Source organism: Terriglobia bacterium (genome assembly GCA_020073495.1).
Taxonomy (GTDB): Bacteria; Acidobacteriota; Terriglobia; order Terriglobales; family Acidobacteriaceae; genus JAIQFD01.
Window position 1 is genome coordinate 455,146 of record JAIQFD010000004.1, and the last position, 17,073, is coordinate 472,218.

General features: G+C 63.6%; 12 protein-coding genes. 6 read left to right on the forward strand and 6 right to left on the reverse strand.

Features of this window, described 5'->3' with window-relative positions:
* The first annotated feature begins 38 nt into the window (after positions 1-38).
* The 3 genes from LAN37_12445 to LAN37_12455 are packed head-to-tail and all read left to right on the forward strand — an operon-like array spanning position 39 to position 7,990.
* Positions 39-2,666, forward strand: coding sequence for a serine/threonine-protein kinase (locus LAN37_12445; GenBank protein ID MBZ5648021.1), 2,628 nt, complete (start codon positions 39-41; stop codon positions 2,664-2,666).
* On the forward strand, positions 2,663-5,317 hold the full coding sequence (locus LAN37_12450) for a protein kinase (protein ID MBZ5648022.1): 2,655 nt from the start codon (positions 2,663-2,665) through the stop codon (positions 5,315-5,317). The genes LAN37_12445 and LAN37_12450 overlap by 4 nt, the downstream gene beginning before the upstream one ends.
* Positions 5,318-5,323: 6 nt before the next feature.
* On the forward strand, positions 5,324-7,990 hold the full coding sequence (locus LAN37_12455) for a serine/threonine-protein kinase (GenBank protein ID MBZ5648023.1): 2,667 nt from the start codon (positions 5,324-5,326) through the stop codon (positions 7,988-7,990).
* Between the two features lie 28 nt (positions 7,991-8,018).
* On the opposite strand, the gene LAN37_12460 is transcribed toward LAN37_12455, so the two are convergent.
* Positions 8,019-8,570, reverse strand: a complete 552-nt coding sequence (locus tag LAN37_12460) for a DUF1264 domain-containing protein (protein ID MBZ5648024.1) — start codon at positions 8,568-8,570, stop codon at positions 8,019-8,021.
* A 102-nt stretch (positions 8,571-8,672) separates the two neighbouring features.
* Between LAN37_12460 and LAN37_12465 the strand changes: the two genes are divergently transcribed.
* Entirely contained in the window at positions 8,673-9,944 is a 1,272-nt protein-coding gene (locus LAN37_12465) for a sel1 repeat family protein (protein ID MBZ5648025.1), read from the forward strand.
* Positions 9,945-9,957: 13 nt separating this feature from the next.
* Here LAN37_12465 and LAN37_12470 read toward each other — a convergent pair whose 3' ends face one another.
* The 5 genes from LAN37_12470 to LAN37_12490 all read right to left on the reverse strand — a co-directional run bounded on the left by LAN37_12470 (position 9,958) and on the right by LAN37_12490 (position 15,287).
* Positions 9,958-11,508: an acyl-CoA carboxylase subunit beta gene (locus LAN37_12470; GenBank protein ID MBZ5648026.1), complete on the reverse strand. Its 1,551-nt coding sequence runs from the start codon at positions 11,506-11,508 to the stop codon at positions 9,958-9,960.
* A 113-nt stretch (positions 11,509-11,621) separates the two neighbouring features.
* Entirely contained in the window at positions 11,622-12,107 is a 486-nt protein-coding gene (locus LAN37_12475) for an adenosine-specific kinase (GenBank protein ID MBZ5648027.1), read from the reverse strand.
* Positions 12,108-12,205: 98 nt separating this feature from the next.
* Entirely contained in the window at positions 12,206-12,904 is a 699-nt protein-coding gene (locus LAN37_12480) for a hypothetical protein (protein ID MBZ5648028.1), read from the reverse strand.
* 80 nt (positions 12,905-12,984) lie between these two features.
* Complete coding sequence (gene thrS / locus LAN37_12485) at positions 12,985-14,952, reverse strand: threonine--tRNA ligase (protein MBZ5648029.1); 1,968 nt, start codon at positions 14,950-14,952, stop codon at positions 12,985-12,987.
* A gap of 77 nt (positions 14,953-15,029) precedes the next feature.
* A complete protein-coding gene (locus LAN37_12490; GenBank protein ID MBZ5648030.1) occupies positions 15,030-15,287 on the reverse strand; it encodes a hypothetical protein in 258 nt (85 codons plus the stop codon).
* 150 nt (positions 15,288-15,437) lie between these two features.
* On the opposite strand from LAN37_12490, the gene LAN37_12495 reads away from it, so the two are divergent.
* The gene (locus tag LAN37_12495; protein MBZ5648031.1) at positions 15,438-16,640 is read left to right on the forward strand and encodes a tRNA guanosine(34) transglycosylase Tgt; all 1,203 of its coding nucleotides are present in this window, start codon (positions 15,438-15,440) and stop codon (positions 16,638-16,640) included.
* 104 nt (positions 16,641-16,744) lie between these two features.
* The gene (yajC, locus tag LAN37_12500) at positions 16,745-17,065 is read left to right on the forward strand and encodes a preprotein translocase subunit YajC (GenBank protein ID MBZ5648032.1); all 321 of its coding nucleotides are present in this window, start codon (positions 16,745-16,747) and stop codon (positions 17,063-17,065) included.
* Positions 17,066-17,073: the final 8 nt, after the last annotated feature.

The window sequence follows — 17,073 nt, forward strand, 5'->3', positions numbered from 1 at the left end:
GCTATAATTGCGCGCACAGCCGCTCGGGGGGAGCGGGGATGGCACTCACATCAGGCACCAAGCTCGGGCCATACGAGATCGTCGGCGCATTGGGCGCGGGCGGCATGGGTGAAGTGTATCGCGCTCGCGACACGCGGCTGGACCGCTCGGTCGCGATCAAGGTCCTGCCGTCCCACCTGTCCGGTGATCCCGAGCTGCGGCAGCGCTTCGACCGGGAAGCGCGCACGATCTCCAGCCTCTCCCATCCGAACATTTGCACGTTGCACGACGTCGGCCACCAGGGTGGCGTGGACTTCCTGGTCATGGAGTACCTGGAAGGCGAGACGCTGGAGAAACGGCTGGAGCGGGGCGCCTTGCCGCCGGAGCAGACACTGAAGATCGCCATCGAAGTGGCAGAGGCGCTGGACAAGGCGCACCGTCAGGGCGTCATCCATCGCGACCTGAAGCCGGGAAATGTCATGCTAACGAAGTCGGGGGCGAAGCTGATGGACTTCGGGCTGGCCAAGCTGCGCCGGGAGCCGGTACCGGCGGTGGCGGCGCTGACAGAGATGACGGCGGCGGGGAACAAGAACCTGACCACGGAAGGCATGATCGTGGGCACCTTCCAGTACATGGCGCCGGAGCAGCTGGAGGGGCAGGAAGCGGACGTGCGCAGCGACCTGTTCGCGCTCGGTGCGGTGATTTATGAGATGGCGACTGGACGTCCAGCGTTCAGCGGCAAGACGAAGGCGAGCCTGATCGCGGCCATCCTGTCGTCGCAGCCAAAGCCGATCAGTGAGTTGCAGACGATGACACCACCGGCGCTGGACCGGGTAGTGCGCACTTGCCTGGCGAAAGACCCGGACGAGCGCTGGCAGAGCGCGCATGACATCAAGCTGCAACTGGAAGGCATCCGCGACGGTGCAGAAGTTGCGGCAGGGAAGGCACGGGCGGCCGGGCCCCTGTGGCGCTGGGCATTGCTCGCTGCGCTGCTCGCGGGGCTGGTCGGATATGCGGGCGGACGGTGGGGACGAAGCGAGCCCGCCAAAGCCCCGGTCTACCGCACAGCGCTCACGCCGCCTACGGGGCATTCTTACGTCGCCTATGATTTCGCGATCTCTCCCGACAGCACTCGACTTGCATTCACGGCCACCAGCGCCGATGGAGTGACCACATTGTGGGTGAAATCGCTGGCCACCAGCTCCGACCAGGAGGTATCCGGGACGCAGGGCGCAGCGTTTCCCTTCTGGTCCCCCGATTCCCACCAGATCGGTTTCTTCGCGGAACGAAAGTTGAAGAAGGTCGACCTGGGGACAGCTGGCGTGCAGACGATCTGCGATGCAACCCTGGGTCGTGGCGGGACATGGAACCGCGAGGGCACAATCGTCTTCGCACCTTACATTGGGGCGGTCCTGCTTAGCGTGCCGGCCGATGGAGGGGTCCCCGTCCCAGCCACCAAACTCCACCAGAGCGTGGGCGAGAGCCACCGCTGGCCCACGTTCCTCCCGGACGGGCGCCATTTTCTCTACTTCGTTGACTGGTCGGTGGGCCGCGACGGCCTTTACATCGGAAACCTCGACGCGAATGAAGGAGTACTGCTGTCCGCCGACATCCGCGGCAACACTGCCTTTGCCGCCGGGCACCTGCTGTTCGTGCGCGACGGGACCCTGTTCGCACAGCCGTTCGACACCAGGAAACTGCGTTTCACCGGTAATCCAGTGGCGATCGTGAACCAGGAAATGGAGCAGGAACTCGGATTCAGTAGATCGGGGTTTTCGGTGGCCGAGTCGGGCGCACTCGTCTACCAGTCGCGGCACACCTACAGTTCCCGCCTGGTCTGGTTTGACCGCTCCGGCAAGGAATTGGGAACGGTCGGAGATGCAGCATCGTACGAGCCGAAGCTTTCGCCCGACGAGCACGAACTCGCCGTGACGTTGGATCAGGCGACCAATGGCCACGCACGGGTATTCGTGATCGATATGACACGTGGCACCTCCTATCCCCTCACGGCGGAGACCGACCGCAACCTAACGCCGGCTTGGTCGCCCGATTCGAGGATGCTGGCCTATACCTCACAGGGAACCACGATCCAGCGCAGGGCGGCGGACGGTTCGGGCGCGCCCGAGACGTTGGTCGAAGGAACGCGACTCATGCTCAATGACTGGTCGCGCGACGGCCGGTACCTCGCATACATGAATTTTCTGGAGGGCAGGCCGGAGGTCTGGGTCTACGATCTCGCGGAAAGAAAATCTTCGCGGTTCTGTGGATCGAGTTGCGCCGAGGCGCGGTTCTCACCGGACGGGCACTGGATCTCCCATACCAGCGGCGCCCGAGGCGGTACGCCGGCGGTCATCGTGGAAGCTTTCCCTGGCCCCGGGTCGCAGGTCCAGCTCTCCTCGGCATCGGGCGGGACCCAAGGCCAGTGGAGAGCTGATGGGAAAGAGCTGTTCTACGTAGACTCCGACAAGCGGCTGATGGCGGTGCCCATCAAACTGGGCCCGAATAAGATCGAAGCGGGCACGCCCCACGCGTTGTTTCAGACGCGCATGCACGGCGCGAAATTCGCCTTGTTCCAATATGCGGTTTCGCGGGATGGCCAGCGGTTCCTGATCAATTCTCTGCCGCGCGAAGATGCGGCTGCACCCATGATGCTGCTCACCGATTGGACGGCGGTGCTAAAGAAATGAGCATTGCGACTGGAACGAAACTCGGGCCATACGAGATCGTCGGCGCATTGGGCGCGGGCGGCATGGGCGAGGTGTATCGCGCGCGCGACAGCAAGCTGGACCGCCCGGTCGCCATCAAGGTCCTGAGCGCGCAGTTCTCCAGCGACCAGGAACGTCTGCAGCGCTTCGAGCAGGAAGCGCGCGCCGCCTCCGCGCTCAATCACCCCAATATCGTGACTATCCACGACGTCGGGCGGCAGAACGGCACGTCGTACCTGGCGATGGAATTCGTGGACGGCAAGAACCTGCGCGAAATGCTCGACGCCGGCGGCCTGACGATGAAGAAGACGCTGGCGATCGCGGCGCAGGTGGCGGACGGACTGGCCAAAGCGCATGCGGCCGGGATCGTCCACCGCGACCTCAAGCCGGAGAACATCATGATCACCGGCGACGGGCTGGTGAAGATCCTGGACTTCGGGCTGGCCAAGCTGGTCCCCGGGGTTGCGGTGGGGTCGGACGCGGCCGCGACCGCAGTCGTGCCGGCAACCCATCCCGGGATGGTGCTGGGCACGGTCGGCTACATGTCGCCCGAGCAGGCGCGTGGCGCGACGGTGGACTTCCGCAGCGACCAGTTTTCCCTGGGCACAGTGCTGTACGAAATGCTCACCGGCAAGCGGCCGTTCCAGCGCGAGAGCTCGGCGCAGACCATGGCCGCGATCATCGAGGACGAGCCACAGCCAGTGACCGAGCTGAACCCGAAGACGCCCCCGCCGGTGCGCTGGATCGTGGAGCGCTGCCTGGCCAAGGAACCGGATGAGCGCTACGCCTCCACCCGCGACCTGGCGCGCGACCTGCAACGGGTGCGCGACCACCTGTCGGAGGCGAGCAGCGGCTCGGTGCTGGGCTTGGCGGCCACGGCTGCGAGTCCCGCGCGGAAGCGCTGGGGCCCGATGGCGGCCGGCATGACCGTCGCGCTCGGGCTGGGATTGTTGCTGGGCGCCGTGGTGTTCCACACCCGTCCGGCGGAGCCGCCGGTAATGCAGAACCTGACTTTCTCCGGCGCCGACTGGGACCCGGCCGCCGCACCGGATGGACGTTCGGTCGTATTCGGTTCGGGGCGCGACGGCAAGGACCGCATCTGGTTGAAGCAGCTGGGCAGCGGGGGCGAAGTGCCCATTACCCAAGGTCCGGACGGTTCTGCGCGATTGTCGCCGGACGGCTCCATGATCGTATTCACTCACACGGAAGGTGGAAAGGCCTGGATCTGCCGCGCGGCTGTAGTGGGCGGAGAACTGCGCCGGCTGGCGGAAGGCCGGGCCCCGGACTGGTCCCCCGACGGAAAGCAGATCGCCTTCGTCCGCGGAAGCTCGATCTGGGCGGTTTCGCCCGACGGCAGTGGGGCGCACGAGCTCCACCACATGGAATCGCCGGATACGGCCGTGCGCGCGCTGCGCTGGTCGCCCAACGCCCAGTGGATCGCAGTCGAGTCCATCGCCGGAGGAATCACCTCGGAGAACGTTACCTTCTCGCTGTTGAGTCCGGATGGCAAGCAATTCGTCGACGTGAAACCCGCATTTCCCGGCGGGGATATCTCCTCGGTGACGTGGATCGCCAATGATGAAGTGATCTACGCGCGCAGTGTATCGGTGAGCAGCATCGGCCCGGTGAACACCGGCGCCAGCCGTCTGATCCGCCAGAAGGTGCCCACCGGCCCTGCGAGCGTGCTGCTGTGGCTGCCGGGAGGGACAAGCATCGTGGAACCGCTGGGCCCGGGGCGGTTGGTGCTGGACAACATTATGAGCCGCGAGAATGTGCGGGAAGTCTCGCTAGAGAAAGGGGCAAAGAAGACGGAGTCGGAGCGCTGGCTGACCCATGGCAGCAGCGTCGATCGCCAGCCCTTCTACTCGCCGGACAGCGCCTGGGTGGTGTTCACTTCCAACCGCAGCGGCAACCTGGACATCTGGGAGGTCTCCACGCACGATGGAACCGTGCGGCGACTGACCGATGATCCCGCCGACGATTGGGACCCGACGTTCACGCCCGACGGCAAATTGCTGTGGACCTCGCACCGCAGCGGCAATTTTGAGATCTGGATGGCGGAAGCCGACGGCAGCGGCGCACACCAGGTGAGCCACGACGGAGTGGATGCCGAAAATCCCACGGCGACCGTGGATGGATGGGTCATCTACAACTCCGGGAACCCCAAACAACGTGGATTGTGGAAGGCGCGTGCGGACGGCAGCCAGGCGAGACGGCTGGTCCCGGGAATCACGAACTGGCCGGAGGCCTCGCCCGACGGCCGCTATGTCCTTGCGACAACGGGCAATACATCGATCGGGGTGTATCGCGTCGCGGATGGATCGGAGGTCGCCAAGATCGCGATCAATAGCGTTGATCCAAGGCCGGTGGGTAACGGCCGTGCCAAGTGGATGCCCGACGGCAAGACCGTCCTTTTCGTGACTAGCGGCGCCAACGCGGCGACCGTTATCTACGCCCAGGACTTCATCCCGGGGCAGGACACCTCAAGCAGCCGCCGGCTGGTGCTGAGCGACCCCGACCGTGCTCCGGAGACCTTCGCCATCTCTCGCGACGGCAAGCGGCTGGTGTTCGGTGTGATCGACGTCCAATCGAACCTTCTCACCCTGAGCGGTGTAGCGGGAATCACGAAGTAGGTATCCATGGCACTGACTGCTGGAAATAAGCTCGGGCCCTACGAGATCCAGTCCGCGGTGGGCGCGGGCGGGATGGGCGAGGTGTACCGCGCCCGCGACACGCGGCTGGATCGCACGGTGGCCATCAAGATCCTGACCGCGGGACATGCGGCTGGCGCGGAGATGCGCGAACGATTCGAGCGCGAGGCGCGCACCATCTCCAACTTGTCCCACACAAATATCTGCACGCTCTATGACGTGGGGCGGCACGAGGGCACCGACTTCCTGGTGATGGAGTACCTGGAAGGCGAGACGCTGGAAAAGCGGCTGGAGCGCGGGCCGCTGCCCAGCGAGGCGGCGCTGAAGATTGCCATCGAGATCGCGGACGCGCTGGACAAGGCGCACCGACAGGGCGTCATTCATCGCGACCTAAAGCCGGGAAATATCATGCTCACGAAAGCAGGCGCGAAGCTCATGGACTTCGGGCTGGCCAAGCTACGCAACGATCCCGTGCCCGCAGTCTCTGCCCTCACCGAGATGGCCGCGACCATGGCGACCAAGAAACTGACCGCCGAGGGCATGATTGTGGGCACATTCCAGTACATGGCGCCGGAGCAGCTCGAAGGCAACGAGGCGGACGCGCGCAGTGACATCTTCGCCCTCGGCGAGGTGATCTACGAGATGGCGACGGGCCGGGCGGCGTTCACCGGCAAGACCAAGGCGAGCCTGATCGCCGCCATCCTTTCGTCGGAGCCAAAGCCGATCAGCGAGATGCAGCCCATGACCCCGCCGGCGCTGGACCGCGTCATAAGAACCTGCTTGGCAAAAGATCCCGAAGAGCGTTGGCAGACGGCCCACGATCTCAAGCTGCAGTTGCAGTGGATCGCGGAGGCGGGCTCGAAAGCCGGGGTGCCGGCGCCGCTCATCGCCAAGCGAAAGAACCGCGAGCGCCTGCTCGGCATCGTGGCAGCGCTCGCTGTGGTGATAGCGATCGTGCTTGCAGTAGCGTACTGGAAGGCGGCACGGACCCCGAGTGTGGTGCGCGCGGAACTCGTCGCACCGGAGGGCGGGCACTTCAACTTTGTGGGAGACAACAGCGGCCCTCCCGTGCTCTCGCCCGACGGAAGCCGCCTGGTGATGTCGGTGATGGCGGAGGGGAAAACCCGCCTCTATGTACGGGCGCTCAACAGCACTGGTGGACAGCCAATCGCCGGGAGCGAGAACGCGACCTTCCCCTTTTGGTCGCCGGACAGCCAATGGGTGGGATTCTTCGCGGAAGGAAGACTGAGGAAGGTGAGCATCAACGGCGGGGCGCCCATCACGCTGGCAGAGGCGCCGGATCCGCGGGGCGGATCGTGGGGGAAGGACGGCACGATCCTCTTCGCACCTCGCTTCCGGGGCGGGTTGAGCCGCGTCTCCGCCGACGGGGGCGCGATCGCGACTCTGACCAAAAGCGACGATGGGAAATACACGACCCACCGCTGGCCGCTGTTCCTTCCCGACGGCAAACACTTCCTCTACTTCGCGGGCGATCACAACAACCCCGCATCGGAAAATGCCGGAGTGTTCCTGGCCTCGCTGGACGGGAAGGAAAACCGGCGTGTCCTCCACACTCTCGCCAACGTGGTGTACGCGCAGGGTCAGCTTCTGTTTCTCTCCGAGAGCTCGCTCATGGCGCAAGCGTTCGATGCCTCGACCGGCGCGCTGAGCGGACAGCCGCGTGCGATCGCCGACGGCGTGGCCTATGACTCGGGCGTGTGGCACATCACGGCCACCGCTTCCGACACCGGAGCGCTGGTTTTCCAGACGGGGTCGAGCGACGCGGGCCGGCAACTCGTCTGGTATGACCGGAGCGGCAAGGCGTTGGGCACCGTCGGCGGCCGCGACCAGTATCTGGAAGTGGCGCTGTCGCCCGACGGCAAGAAGCTGGCCTCCATCATCGGCGATCCCCAGAGCGCGATCTGGATCTACGACTTGCAGCGCAATACCAAGACCCGCTTGACCTTCCTCTCCGGCGGGATCCGGGGCTTTGCCTGGTCCCCGGATGGCAAACGGATCGCGTTTTCCCTCTCCAGCGGGACCGGCCACTTCCAGATGTACGTGCAACCCTCCGATGGATCGGGGACGGCCCAGCCTCTGCTGGACGCGAACCAGGACCGGTTCGTCTGCCATTGGTCCCCGGATGGCCGCTATCTCCTCTATGTCGAGGGAGCGGCCGGCACCCAGAAACTCTGGGTGTTGCCCATGAACGGAGACGGAAAGCCGTTCCCTGCCATCCAGAATCCTGGCTTGGACTACGATGGCCAGTTTTCCCCGGACGGGCGCTGGCTGGCCTACGCTTCCTGGGTTGTCAGGAACGCGGAAGTGTTCGTGTCGCCGTTCCCCCCGACCGGAGCGAAATGGCAGATCTCGCAGAACTCCGGTTCCCGTCCGCGATGGAGAGGCGATGGGAAAGAACTCTTCTACACCCCTCCGGGAGACAACCAGTTCTACGCTGTTGAAGTGGACGGTTCGGGCAACAGCTTCCAGATCGGACGGACTGAGCCCTTGTTCCGCACCAACCTGATCGGCGCCGGGTCGCTCTTCGACGTGAGCGCGGACGGGAAGAAGTTCGTCGCCGAGGTCGCTGCCGAGCAGAGCGACCGCCCCCTCACGCTGGTCGTGAACTGGACCGAAGAGCTGAAAAAGAAATAGGACAGCCGTGGCGGCTGTCCTATCTTGCTCAGAACTTCTTGTACTCAGCGGCGCTCATCGGTTTGTGCCCGACGGCCTGCGGTATGCTGATGTTGCCCGTGGGGATCCCATCCTTCATCTCGAAGCTGTAGATCAATCCATCCGTGTTGGCCACCAGGTCGGCGACTTCCTTGGCTTTGTCGGGCGGCAGGTCGTGCACCTGGACGCGGCCGCTGGCGATCTCAATGGCGTGGTCGTGCCAGTTCTTGTTCCAGGTGGCGAGCGGGACCGCGGGCCGGGTCAGCTTCTTGGCCCAGATCCATTCCACCTGCGTCAGCATCGTGCCCGGCTTGGTGTCGTCAAAGATCAGGCAAACGATGGTCGGATCGCTGGAGTACACCTTGCAATAGTGATGGAAAGGTTCCATGACTTTGCCGTGGACCAGGTGCGGAGCGGAAACGTGGATGGTGAAATCGTCGGCCGGGGTCTTGTTCGCCGAGGCAGCCTGCGGAGCGGGCGCTCCGTGGCTCCCCACAACCGCCAGGGCGAACAAGGTACAGGCCATCGCAAAGATCCCCAAAGCGCCGAGTGTGCGCATCATGAGCTTCTCCTGACTTGAATTTGGATCCCCAGGGAGGAAAGTGCGGCGGAAGGGTAATGGAACGCCGCCTGGCAGTCAACAATCAAGAAATGGAGAAATTGTGTGGGCACGGGCGTCCTCGCCCGTGTCGGCCAGCACGCTGCGGTCGACACTGCAACAGGGCGGCGTTACCATCCGCATATGAACGGACTATATCGTTGGCTAATCTTCCTTTGTCTGGTAAGCGCCTTCCAGTACCCCGCTTCGGCACAGAACTGCGGCTCAGAGGCTATCGAGAAGGAGGCAGAAGCGCTTAGCGGCCAGAGCGTCGAGGCGATGAAACAGCGAGCGGAGAGCGGTGACACACATGCACAGGCCGTAATAGGCCATTACTTCATCGCCAAACGCGACTACGCGCAAGGTGTGAAGTGGTTGGATAAGGCAGCGGCACAGAATGATGCGGATGCGCAGTTCATGCTCGCGGGAGGCTACAAGATGGGTTGGTACGGCCTCACCGCGGACGACGCGAAAGCCATAGCACTGACCAAACGGGCCGCTGAACAGGGCCATTGCGTTGCGCAACTGAATCTGGGGTCCGCGTACCAACTTGGTATGGGCGGCATCGCGAAGGATTCAGTGAAAGCGGCGGAGTGGTTCCGCAAGTCTGCGGAGCAGGGCTTCCCGCCTGCAGAACTTATGCTCGGCATGGCTTACTACCGCGGCGATGGCATGCACAAAGATGAGGCGCTAGCGGAATTCTGGGTCCGCAAGGCTGCTAATCACGGGATTTCGCCAGCGCAGGTGATGCTCGCGCAGATGCAGCAACAAGGATCAGAACAGGTCCCCACCAATCCGGCAGAAGCCGAGACGCTCAACAAGCTTGCGGCGGAGCAGGGCTCTGCACCTGCGCAGTTCAAGCTGGGAGTGTTGTATCGCAAGGGACTTGCCGGTCCTCCAGATCCCGTAAGGGCGGCCCAGTGGTTCGAAAAGGCCCTCAACCAGGGCTTTACTCCCGCTGCCTATGAACTCGGGACGATGAGCGAAGTCGGGGAAGGCGTGCCACAAAGCGATGAGAAGGCGTTCCAACTCTACCTGGTGGCGGCGGAGCTCGGAGTCTCCAGGGCCCAGGTGAAAGCGGCCCAGATGTTGCATGTCGGCCGAGGTACTGCACTCGACTTGATCGCCTCTTACAAGTGGCTCGACATTGCGACCCGTTTGGACAACACGGAGGCTAAGAGTCTGCTAACGGTACTGGCGCGGGAGATGAAACAAGAACAGATTGCGAGAGCCAAGGCACTCGCCGAGGATTGGGCTGCTGATAACGCGGACGTGATAGAGACCAAGGGATACCAATTCCACGAAAAGTTCGAAGTACCACCGGCTAAGTCTGAATAGCGGCTAGCCGGCCCTACAGCGGGATGTTCCCGTGCTTCTTGGGCGGGTTTTTGTCGCGCTTGTTCTCCAGCATATCCAGGGCTTCGATCAGCTTCTTGCGCGTCTCGCGGGGCTGGATGACGGCGTCCACGTAGCCTCGCTCGGCGACGACATAGGGGTTGGCGAAGCGGTCACGGAACTGCTCGATCAACTGCTGCCGCTCCTCTTCTTTGTTCTTGGCCTTGGCCAGCTCGCGCTTGTACACGATGTCCACCGCGCCCTCCGGGCCCATCACCGCGACCTCGGCGGTGGGCCAGGCGTAGTTCACGTCGCAGCGGATGTGCTTGCTGGCCATAACGCAGTACGCGCCACCGTAAGCCTTGCGGGTGATGACGGTAATCTTGGGAACGGTGGCTTCGGCGAAGGCATAGAGCAGCTTGGCGCCATGCTTGATGATCCCGCCGTATTCCTGCTTGGTGCCGGGCAGGAAGCCGGGGACGTCCTCGAAGGTCACCAGCGGGATGTTGAAGGCGTCGCAGAAGCGCACGAAGCGCGCGCCTTTGACCGAGGCATCGATGTCGAGGCATCCGGCCAGGATCGCGGGCTGGTTGGCCACCACGCCCACGCTGCGCCCGTTCAACCGCGCGAATCCCACCACGATGTTCCTGGCGTAGTGCTCGTGCACCTCGAAGAAGTAGCCGTCGTCCACCACCGCGTTGATCACGTCCTTGATGTCGTAGGGCTTGTTCGATTCCGTCGGGACGATGGTGTCGAGCTTGGCGTCAGCGCGGTCGATGGGGTCGGTGCAGGGCTTACGCGGCGGGTCCTCGAGATTGTTCGACGGCATGAAGCTGAACAGCTCGCGGATCATGGAGAGGCACTCGGCGTCGTCGTGGGCGCGGAAGTGGGCCACGCCCGAGACCTCGTTGTGCGTCTCGGCGCCGCCCAGCTTCTCTTTCGTCACGTCTTCGTGAGTCACCGACTTGATGACGTCCGGCCCGGTGATGAACATGTACGCGGTCTTGTCCACCATCAGGATGAAGTCGGTGATGGCGGGCGAATAGACGGCGCCGCCGGCGCACGGGCCCAGGATGGCCGAGATCTGCGGGATGACGCCCGAGGCCAGCGTGTTGCGCAGGAAGATGTCGGCGTAGCCGGCCAGCGACATCACGCCTTCCTGGATGCGCGCGCCGCCGGAGTCGTTCAGCCCTATGACGGGCGCGCCCACGCGCATGGCCGTGTCCATGACCTTCACGATCTTCGAGGCGTTTGACTCCGATAGCGACCCGCCGAAGACGGTGAAGTCTTGAGCGAAGACGAACACCAGCCGGCCTTCGATCTTGCCGTAGCCGGTGACGAAGCCGTCGCCGTAGGTCTTCTGCTCCTGCATGCCGAAGTCGGTACAGCGGTGCGTGACCAGCTTGTCGGTCTCCTCGAAAGTGCCTTCGTCGAGCAGGAAGGCGATGCGCTCGCGGGCCGACATCTTGCCTTCCTTGTGCTGCTTCTGGCGGCGCTCCTCGCCTCCGCCGGCTTCGGCCAGGGCATCGCGCTTCTTCAGCTCTTCGAGTTTTTGTTCCAGCTTCATAGGCAGGGAATTATAGATGGGCGTACGTCAAATCGGCGTGTGATGGGCGTCACATTCATGAAAAGGGGTAGGAGGTGGGAAGCAGCGGCCCACCGCCTCCTGCTGCCGGCAAGCTATCGTTTATAGCCAATCTTGCGCAGGAATTCTTTTCGGGCAGCGACGTCGCTCGCGCCCTCCACGCCCTTGGGTGACGAGCCGTCGATCACGCCCATCACGCCGCGTCCCTGCGGGCTTTTGGCGACGATCACCTCCAGCGGATTCGCGGTGGCGCAGAAGATATGGCAGACCTCGGGCACATTGCGCAGCGCGGGCAGCAGGTTGATCGGGTACGCATGGCGCACCACCACGACGAAGATATGCCCGGCGGCAATGGCCTGGGCGCTGCGGATGGCGACCTGCTTGAGCTCGTCGTCGTTGCCGTCGGCTCGCACCAGGCACGGCCCCGACGCCTCGTTGAAGGCCACGCCGAACTTGCCTTGCGGCACCGTGCAGGTCACCGCCTCGTAGATGTCCTCCACCGTCTTGATGAAGTGCGTCTGGCCGATGACGATGTTGGCGTCGGCGGGGTACTCGATGCGGACCGATTCGAATTCGACCATGATGCCCTCCCCGAGCAAGGACACATGATAGGCCGCAGGCAGGGCGATCGGGTAATCGGGGAATCGCTGACGACGGACGAGGGGCGGCTGCTGAGTGACTATTGCCCCGGAGAGCCTTCCTGCCACTTCCACTTCTTGCCGTCCCAGTACAGGTTCGAGACCAGGCCTTCTCCCTCGACCAGACTGAGTGCGGGGATGATCACATTCTTCTTGCGCGCCACCTTGGTGAGGTTCAGGGAATCAAAAGGCGCGTTGACGATCACGAACTTGGCCTTGGGCTCGCTGGCGCGCCAGGCATCCTTGCCAGCGCCGTGAATGATGAGGAGCAGGTTCTGGTGGTTGGGGTCGGCAGCGTTGAACTGCGCGGTGACGCGTGGGTCACCGTAGCCGTAGTTCGAAAAATACGGGTCGACGACCCTGTACTGGTATCCGCCGGCGTCCGCCATGGGCGCCTTACAGCGGGCGACGATGACCGCGTCCTCGACGCCGTCGCCGTCCAGGTCGGCGGCCAGGAACGGCACCCACTTCGGCCCGGCTTCCGGATGGAGATATTTCACGCCGACGGTGGAACGCTCGAACGCCACTTCGAAACAATTCCCGAACTGCTGTTTGACCAGTTCGTCGAGCCCCGCTGGAATCGAAGCCGGCGCGGGATGCGCTGGCTTCGTCTCCTGCGCCAGCGCGCGCAGCACGCCCAGGATCGTCAGGGCATAGAGGAGGACGAGGAGACAGGCGGTGAGGCGGAGCAACCAGGGCGTGCCGCAGCGTCCGCTGCCGGCGAACTGAAAGTCGCGCATGGGGCTACTTTACTCCCATTCGGCCCGCATGCGACCGGCGGAACCGAGTTCAACACTAGCCGAGAGGTTCGGCCTCCCGCCTACAGGGCGGAAGCCTTGTCGGCGATCAGCATGCGGATGTGAGCCATGAAAGCCGTCGTCGGCATGTCCTCGGTCTTCTCTTTGCCGCGGGTGCGGACGTTGACGCGCGCGGACTCCGCCTCCTTGTCGCCGACCACAAGGATGAACGGCACTTTCTGCATCGCATGCTCGCGGATCTTGGCGTTCATCTTCTCGTTGCGGGCGTCCACTTCGACCCGCACGCCGGCCTTGGTAAGCAAGTCGCCGACCCCCTTGGCGTATTCGGCGTGCCGTTCGCTGATGGGCACGATGACGGTCTGCACCGGCGACAGCCAGACAGGGAACGCTCCAGCGTAGTGCTCGATGAGCACGCCGAAGAAGCGCTCGACCGACCCGTACAGCGCGCGGTGGACCATGAGCGGCTGGTGGCGCTGGCCGTCTTCGCCCACGTACTCCAACTGGAAGCGCTCGGGCAGCGTGAAATCGAACTGGATGGTCGAGAGCTGCCACAGGCGGCCGATGGCGTCCACCAGCTTGACGTCGATCTTCGGGCCGTAGAATGCGGCCTCGCCGGAGATCAGCTTGTATTCGATATCGCGGCGCTTCAGCGCGCGCTCCAGCGAGCGCTGTCCCAGCTCCCACTGCTCGTCGGTGCCCGCATAGGTCTTGCGGTCCTTCGGGTCCCAGGTCGAAAGCTCGACCTGGAACTGGTCGAAGCCGAAGGTCTTGAGCACGGCCAGGGCGAAGTCCATGCAGCCGACGATCTCGTCCTCGATCTGCTCCGGGGTGCAGAAAATGTGGGCGTCGTCCTGGGTGAAGCCGCGGACGCGCAACAGCCCGTGCATCACGCCCGAGCGCTCGTAGCGGTAAACGGTGCCGAGTTCGCCCAGGCGCACAGGGAGGTCGCGGTAGGAGCGCAGCGTGTCCTTGTAAATAAGGATGTGGAAGGGGCAATTCATGGGCTTGATGCGGTATTCCGCATCGTCGAGCTCCATGACGTCGAACATGTTCTGCGCGTAGTAGCCCTCATGGCCGGAGGTCTGCCAGAGCTGCCGCCGCGCCACGTGCGGGGTGTAGACCAGGGCGTAGCCTCGCTTCAGGTACTCGTCGCGCAGCCAGTCCTCCATGACCTTGCGCATGATGCCGCCCTTGGGATGCCAGAAGATCAGGCCCGGCCCCGCCAGCTCCTGGATGGAGAACAGGTCGAGCTGCTTGCCCAGCACCCGGTGGTCGCGCTTCTTGGCTTCCTCGATCTTGTGCAGGAAATCGTCGAGTTCCTTCTTCGAGTAAAACGAGGTCCCATAGATGCGCTGCAATTGCGGGTTCTTCTCGTCGCCCAGCCAGTAGGCCCCGGCGATGTTCAGGAGCTTGAACGCCTTGATCCTGCCGGTCGAGGGCACGTGTGGCCCGCGGCAGAAGTCCACGAATTTTCCCGTGCGGTAGAGCGAGATCTTTTCATCGGGCGCGGTGAATTGCTCGATGAAGTGACACTTCATGAAGTCGCCCTCGCCTTTGAACTTCTCCAGGCCCTCCTTGCGCGGCAGGAAGTCCTGCGCGTAGGGGATGTCCTGCTGTACCAGCTCCGCCATCTTCTTCTCGATCTTCTCCAGGTCCTCCGGAGTGAAGGGCTTCTCGCGGTAGAAGTCGTAGAAGAAGCCGCTGTCGGTGGCGGGGCCGTGGCCGAGCTTGGTCTCGGGGAACAGCTCCAGCACCGCGGCGGCCAGCAGGTGCGCCGAGGAATGACGGAACACCTCCAGCGATTCCGGGTCCTTCTCGGTGAGGATGCGGAGTTCCACGTCCTGCTCCAGCGGGCGGGTCAGGTCCACCAGGCGATCGCCGTTCGAGGAAGACAGCGGCTTGATCTTGGCGACGATCGCCGCCTGTGCCAGGCGCGGGCTGATGGATCTCGCGACCTCGAGCGCGGTGGTGCCCTTGGGACTCTCCTTCTCGCTGCCGTCGGGAAACTTGATCTTGATCATGTCTGCCATAAGAGGACCTGTGTGGGACAGCCGCCTCGGCTGTCGGTACGAAAAACATTGAGTGTAATGCTCTTAGAGAGAGGGAATCAAACCGGGCGTGTTCGCTCGTCTTCGTGCGCCAGGCCCTTGCGGAAGTATTCGAAAGCCATGGAGCCGACCCAGGCGCCGAATATGACGCCGCAGGGAGCCGCGACGTAGATCTGGGCGCGGTTCACGTGGCCGCCGAGCAGGATGAAGAAGAATCCGAGAAAGAACCACAGCGGCACAGCGAGAAAGGCCGCCGACACTACGCCGAAGACAACGGCGATCACCGCCGCCTTGGCCGAATTGGCCGCTGCGCTCATGTGCTTTAATTCTAACCGCAGATCGGCGATTGGGGTATCGCTCTTGCTTGTGACTCTTTGGTCTCGGCTTAGGCCGCGGTCGTCTCGGTGTCCCAGCCAACAGCTAAGGACCAAAAGCCCAGGGCGACCTCCGGTAGAATCGACTGCCGCATGTCAATCGAATTCCGCATCGAGGCGCGCGCCGGCGCCGCGCGCGCCGGCCGGCTGATCACCCCGCACGGAGAGGTGGAGACGCCTGTCTTCATGCCCGTGGGCACACTGGCCACGGTGAAGGCCGTGCCCCAGCACATGCTGGAAGAGCTCGGCGTGACGATCCTGCTCAGCAACACCTACCATCTCTTTCTGCGGCCGGGCACACCGCAGGTGCGCAAGCTGGGCGGGCTGCATCGCTTCATGTCCTGGGAGCGGGCGATCCTGACCGACTCGGGCGGCTTCCAGGTCTTCTCGCTCTCCGACCTGCGCAAGGTGACGGAAGAGGGCGTCTCTTTCCGCTCGCACCTGGACGGGTCGTCTCTGTTCCTCTCACCGGAGACGGCTACTCAGGCGCAAATCGATCTGGGCGCCGACATCATCATGGCCTTTGACGAGTGCACCGAGCACCCGGTGTCCAAAGAGCGTGCCCGGGATTCCATGGAGATGACGCTGCGCTGGGCCAAGCGGTCGAAGGACTACTTCGAAGCGCACAAGCACGAGGTGCCATGGAAAGAGTCGCCGGTCCCTTCGCCCCGCTCAGGGCAGGCTAAGAACAGTCGTCGGTCGTCGGCAAGAGCACACACACAGTCGCTGTTTGGAATCGTTCAGGGCAATATGTACGCCGACCTCCGGAAGGAATCGGCCAAGCGGACGGTCGAAGTCGGCTTCCCGGGATACGCCATCGGCGGACTGAGCGTCGGCGAGACCCGCGCCCGGACCGCGGAGATGGTCGAAACCACGGTCCCGCACCTGCCCGACGACAAGCCGCGCTACCTGATGGGCGTGGGCACGCCCGAGGAGATCGTGCAGTACGCCGCCATGGGCGTGGACATGATGGACTGCGTGCTGCCGACGCGGGCGGCACGCCACGGGCTGCTGTACAGCTCGGAGGGAAAGGTCAACATCAAGCAGGCGCGCTACGCCGACGACCAGGGGCCCCTCGATCCGGCCTGCGCGTGCCGCGTCTGCGCCCGATATTCCCGCGCCTATCTGCGGCATCTCTATGCCTCGAACGAGGTGCTGGCCGCGGTGCTGAACAGCGTGCACAATCTCGCCTTCTACCTTGACACTATGCGGGCGGTGCGGCATTCTATACAGCTTGGGGACTTAGCTGGATTTCTTTCTGGCGTCCGATCGCGCAGCCTGAACTCCCCGGATTAAACCCCAAGGGGACGCCGGCCAAGCAGATCAATTCCCGCAGCAGGTCACTTCGAAAGGATAGTTGCGTCAACGGACTTACCAGCGACGCAGCATTAGTTAGGCGGATGGATTTAGTCGGCTTCCTCATCCAGGGACAAAGCGGGCAAGGCGGCGGTTTTCTGGTATGGCTGCCGCTGGTTTTCATTTTTGCCATTTTCTATTTCCTCCTCATCATGCCGCAGCAGAAGCGCCAGAAGCGCTGGCAGGCGATGATCAACGAGCTGAAGGCGGGAGACTTCGTCACCACCAGCGGCGGCATCCAGGGCCGCATTTTCTCGGTGGGAGACGATTTCGTCCAGCTGCGCGTCCCCCCGGACAACCTGCGCATCCAGGTAGCGAAGTCGGCGGTGATGTCGGTCGGGCCGGAGGAACAGGCGACAAAGTAAGGAGCACG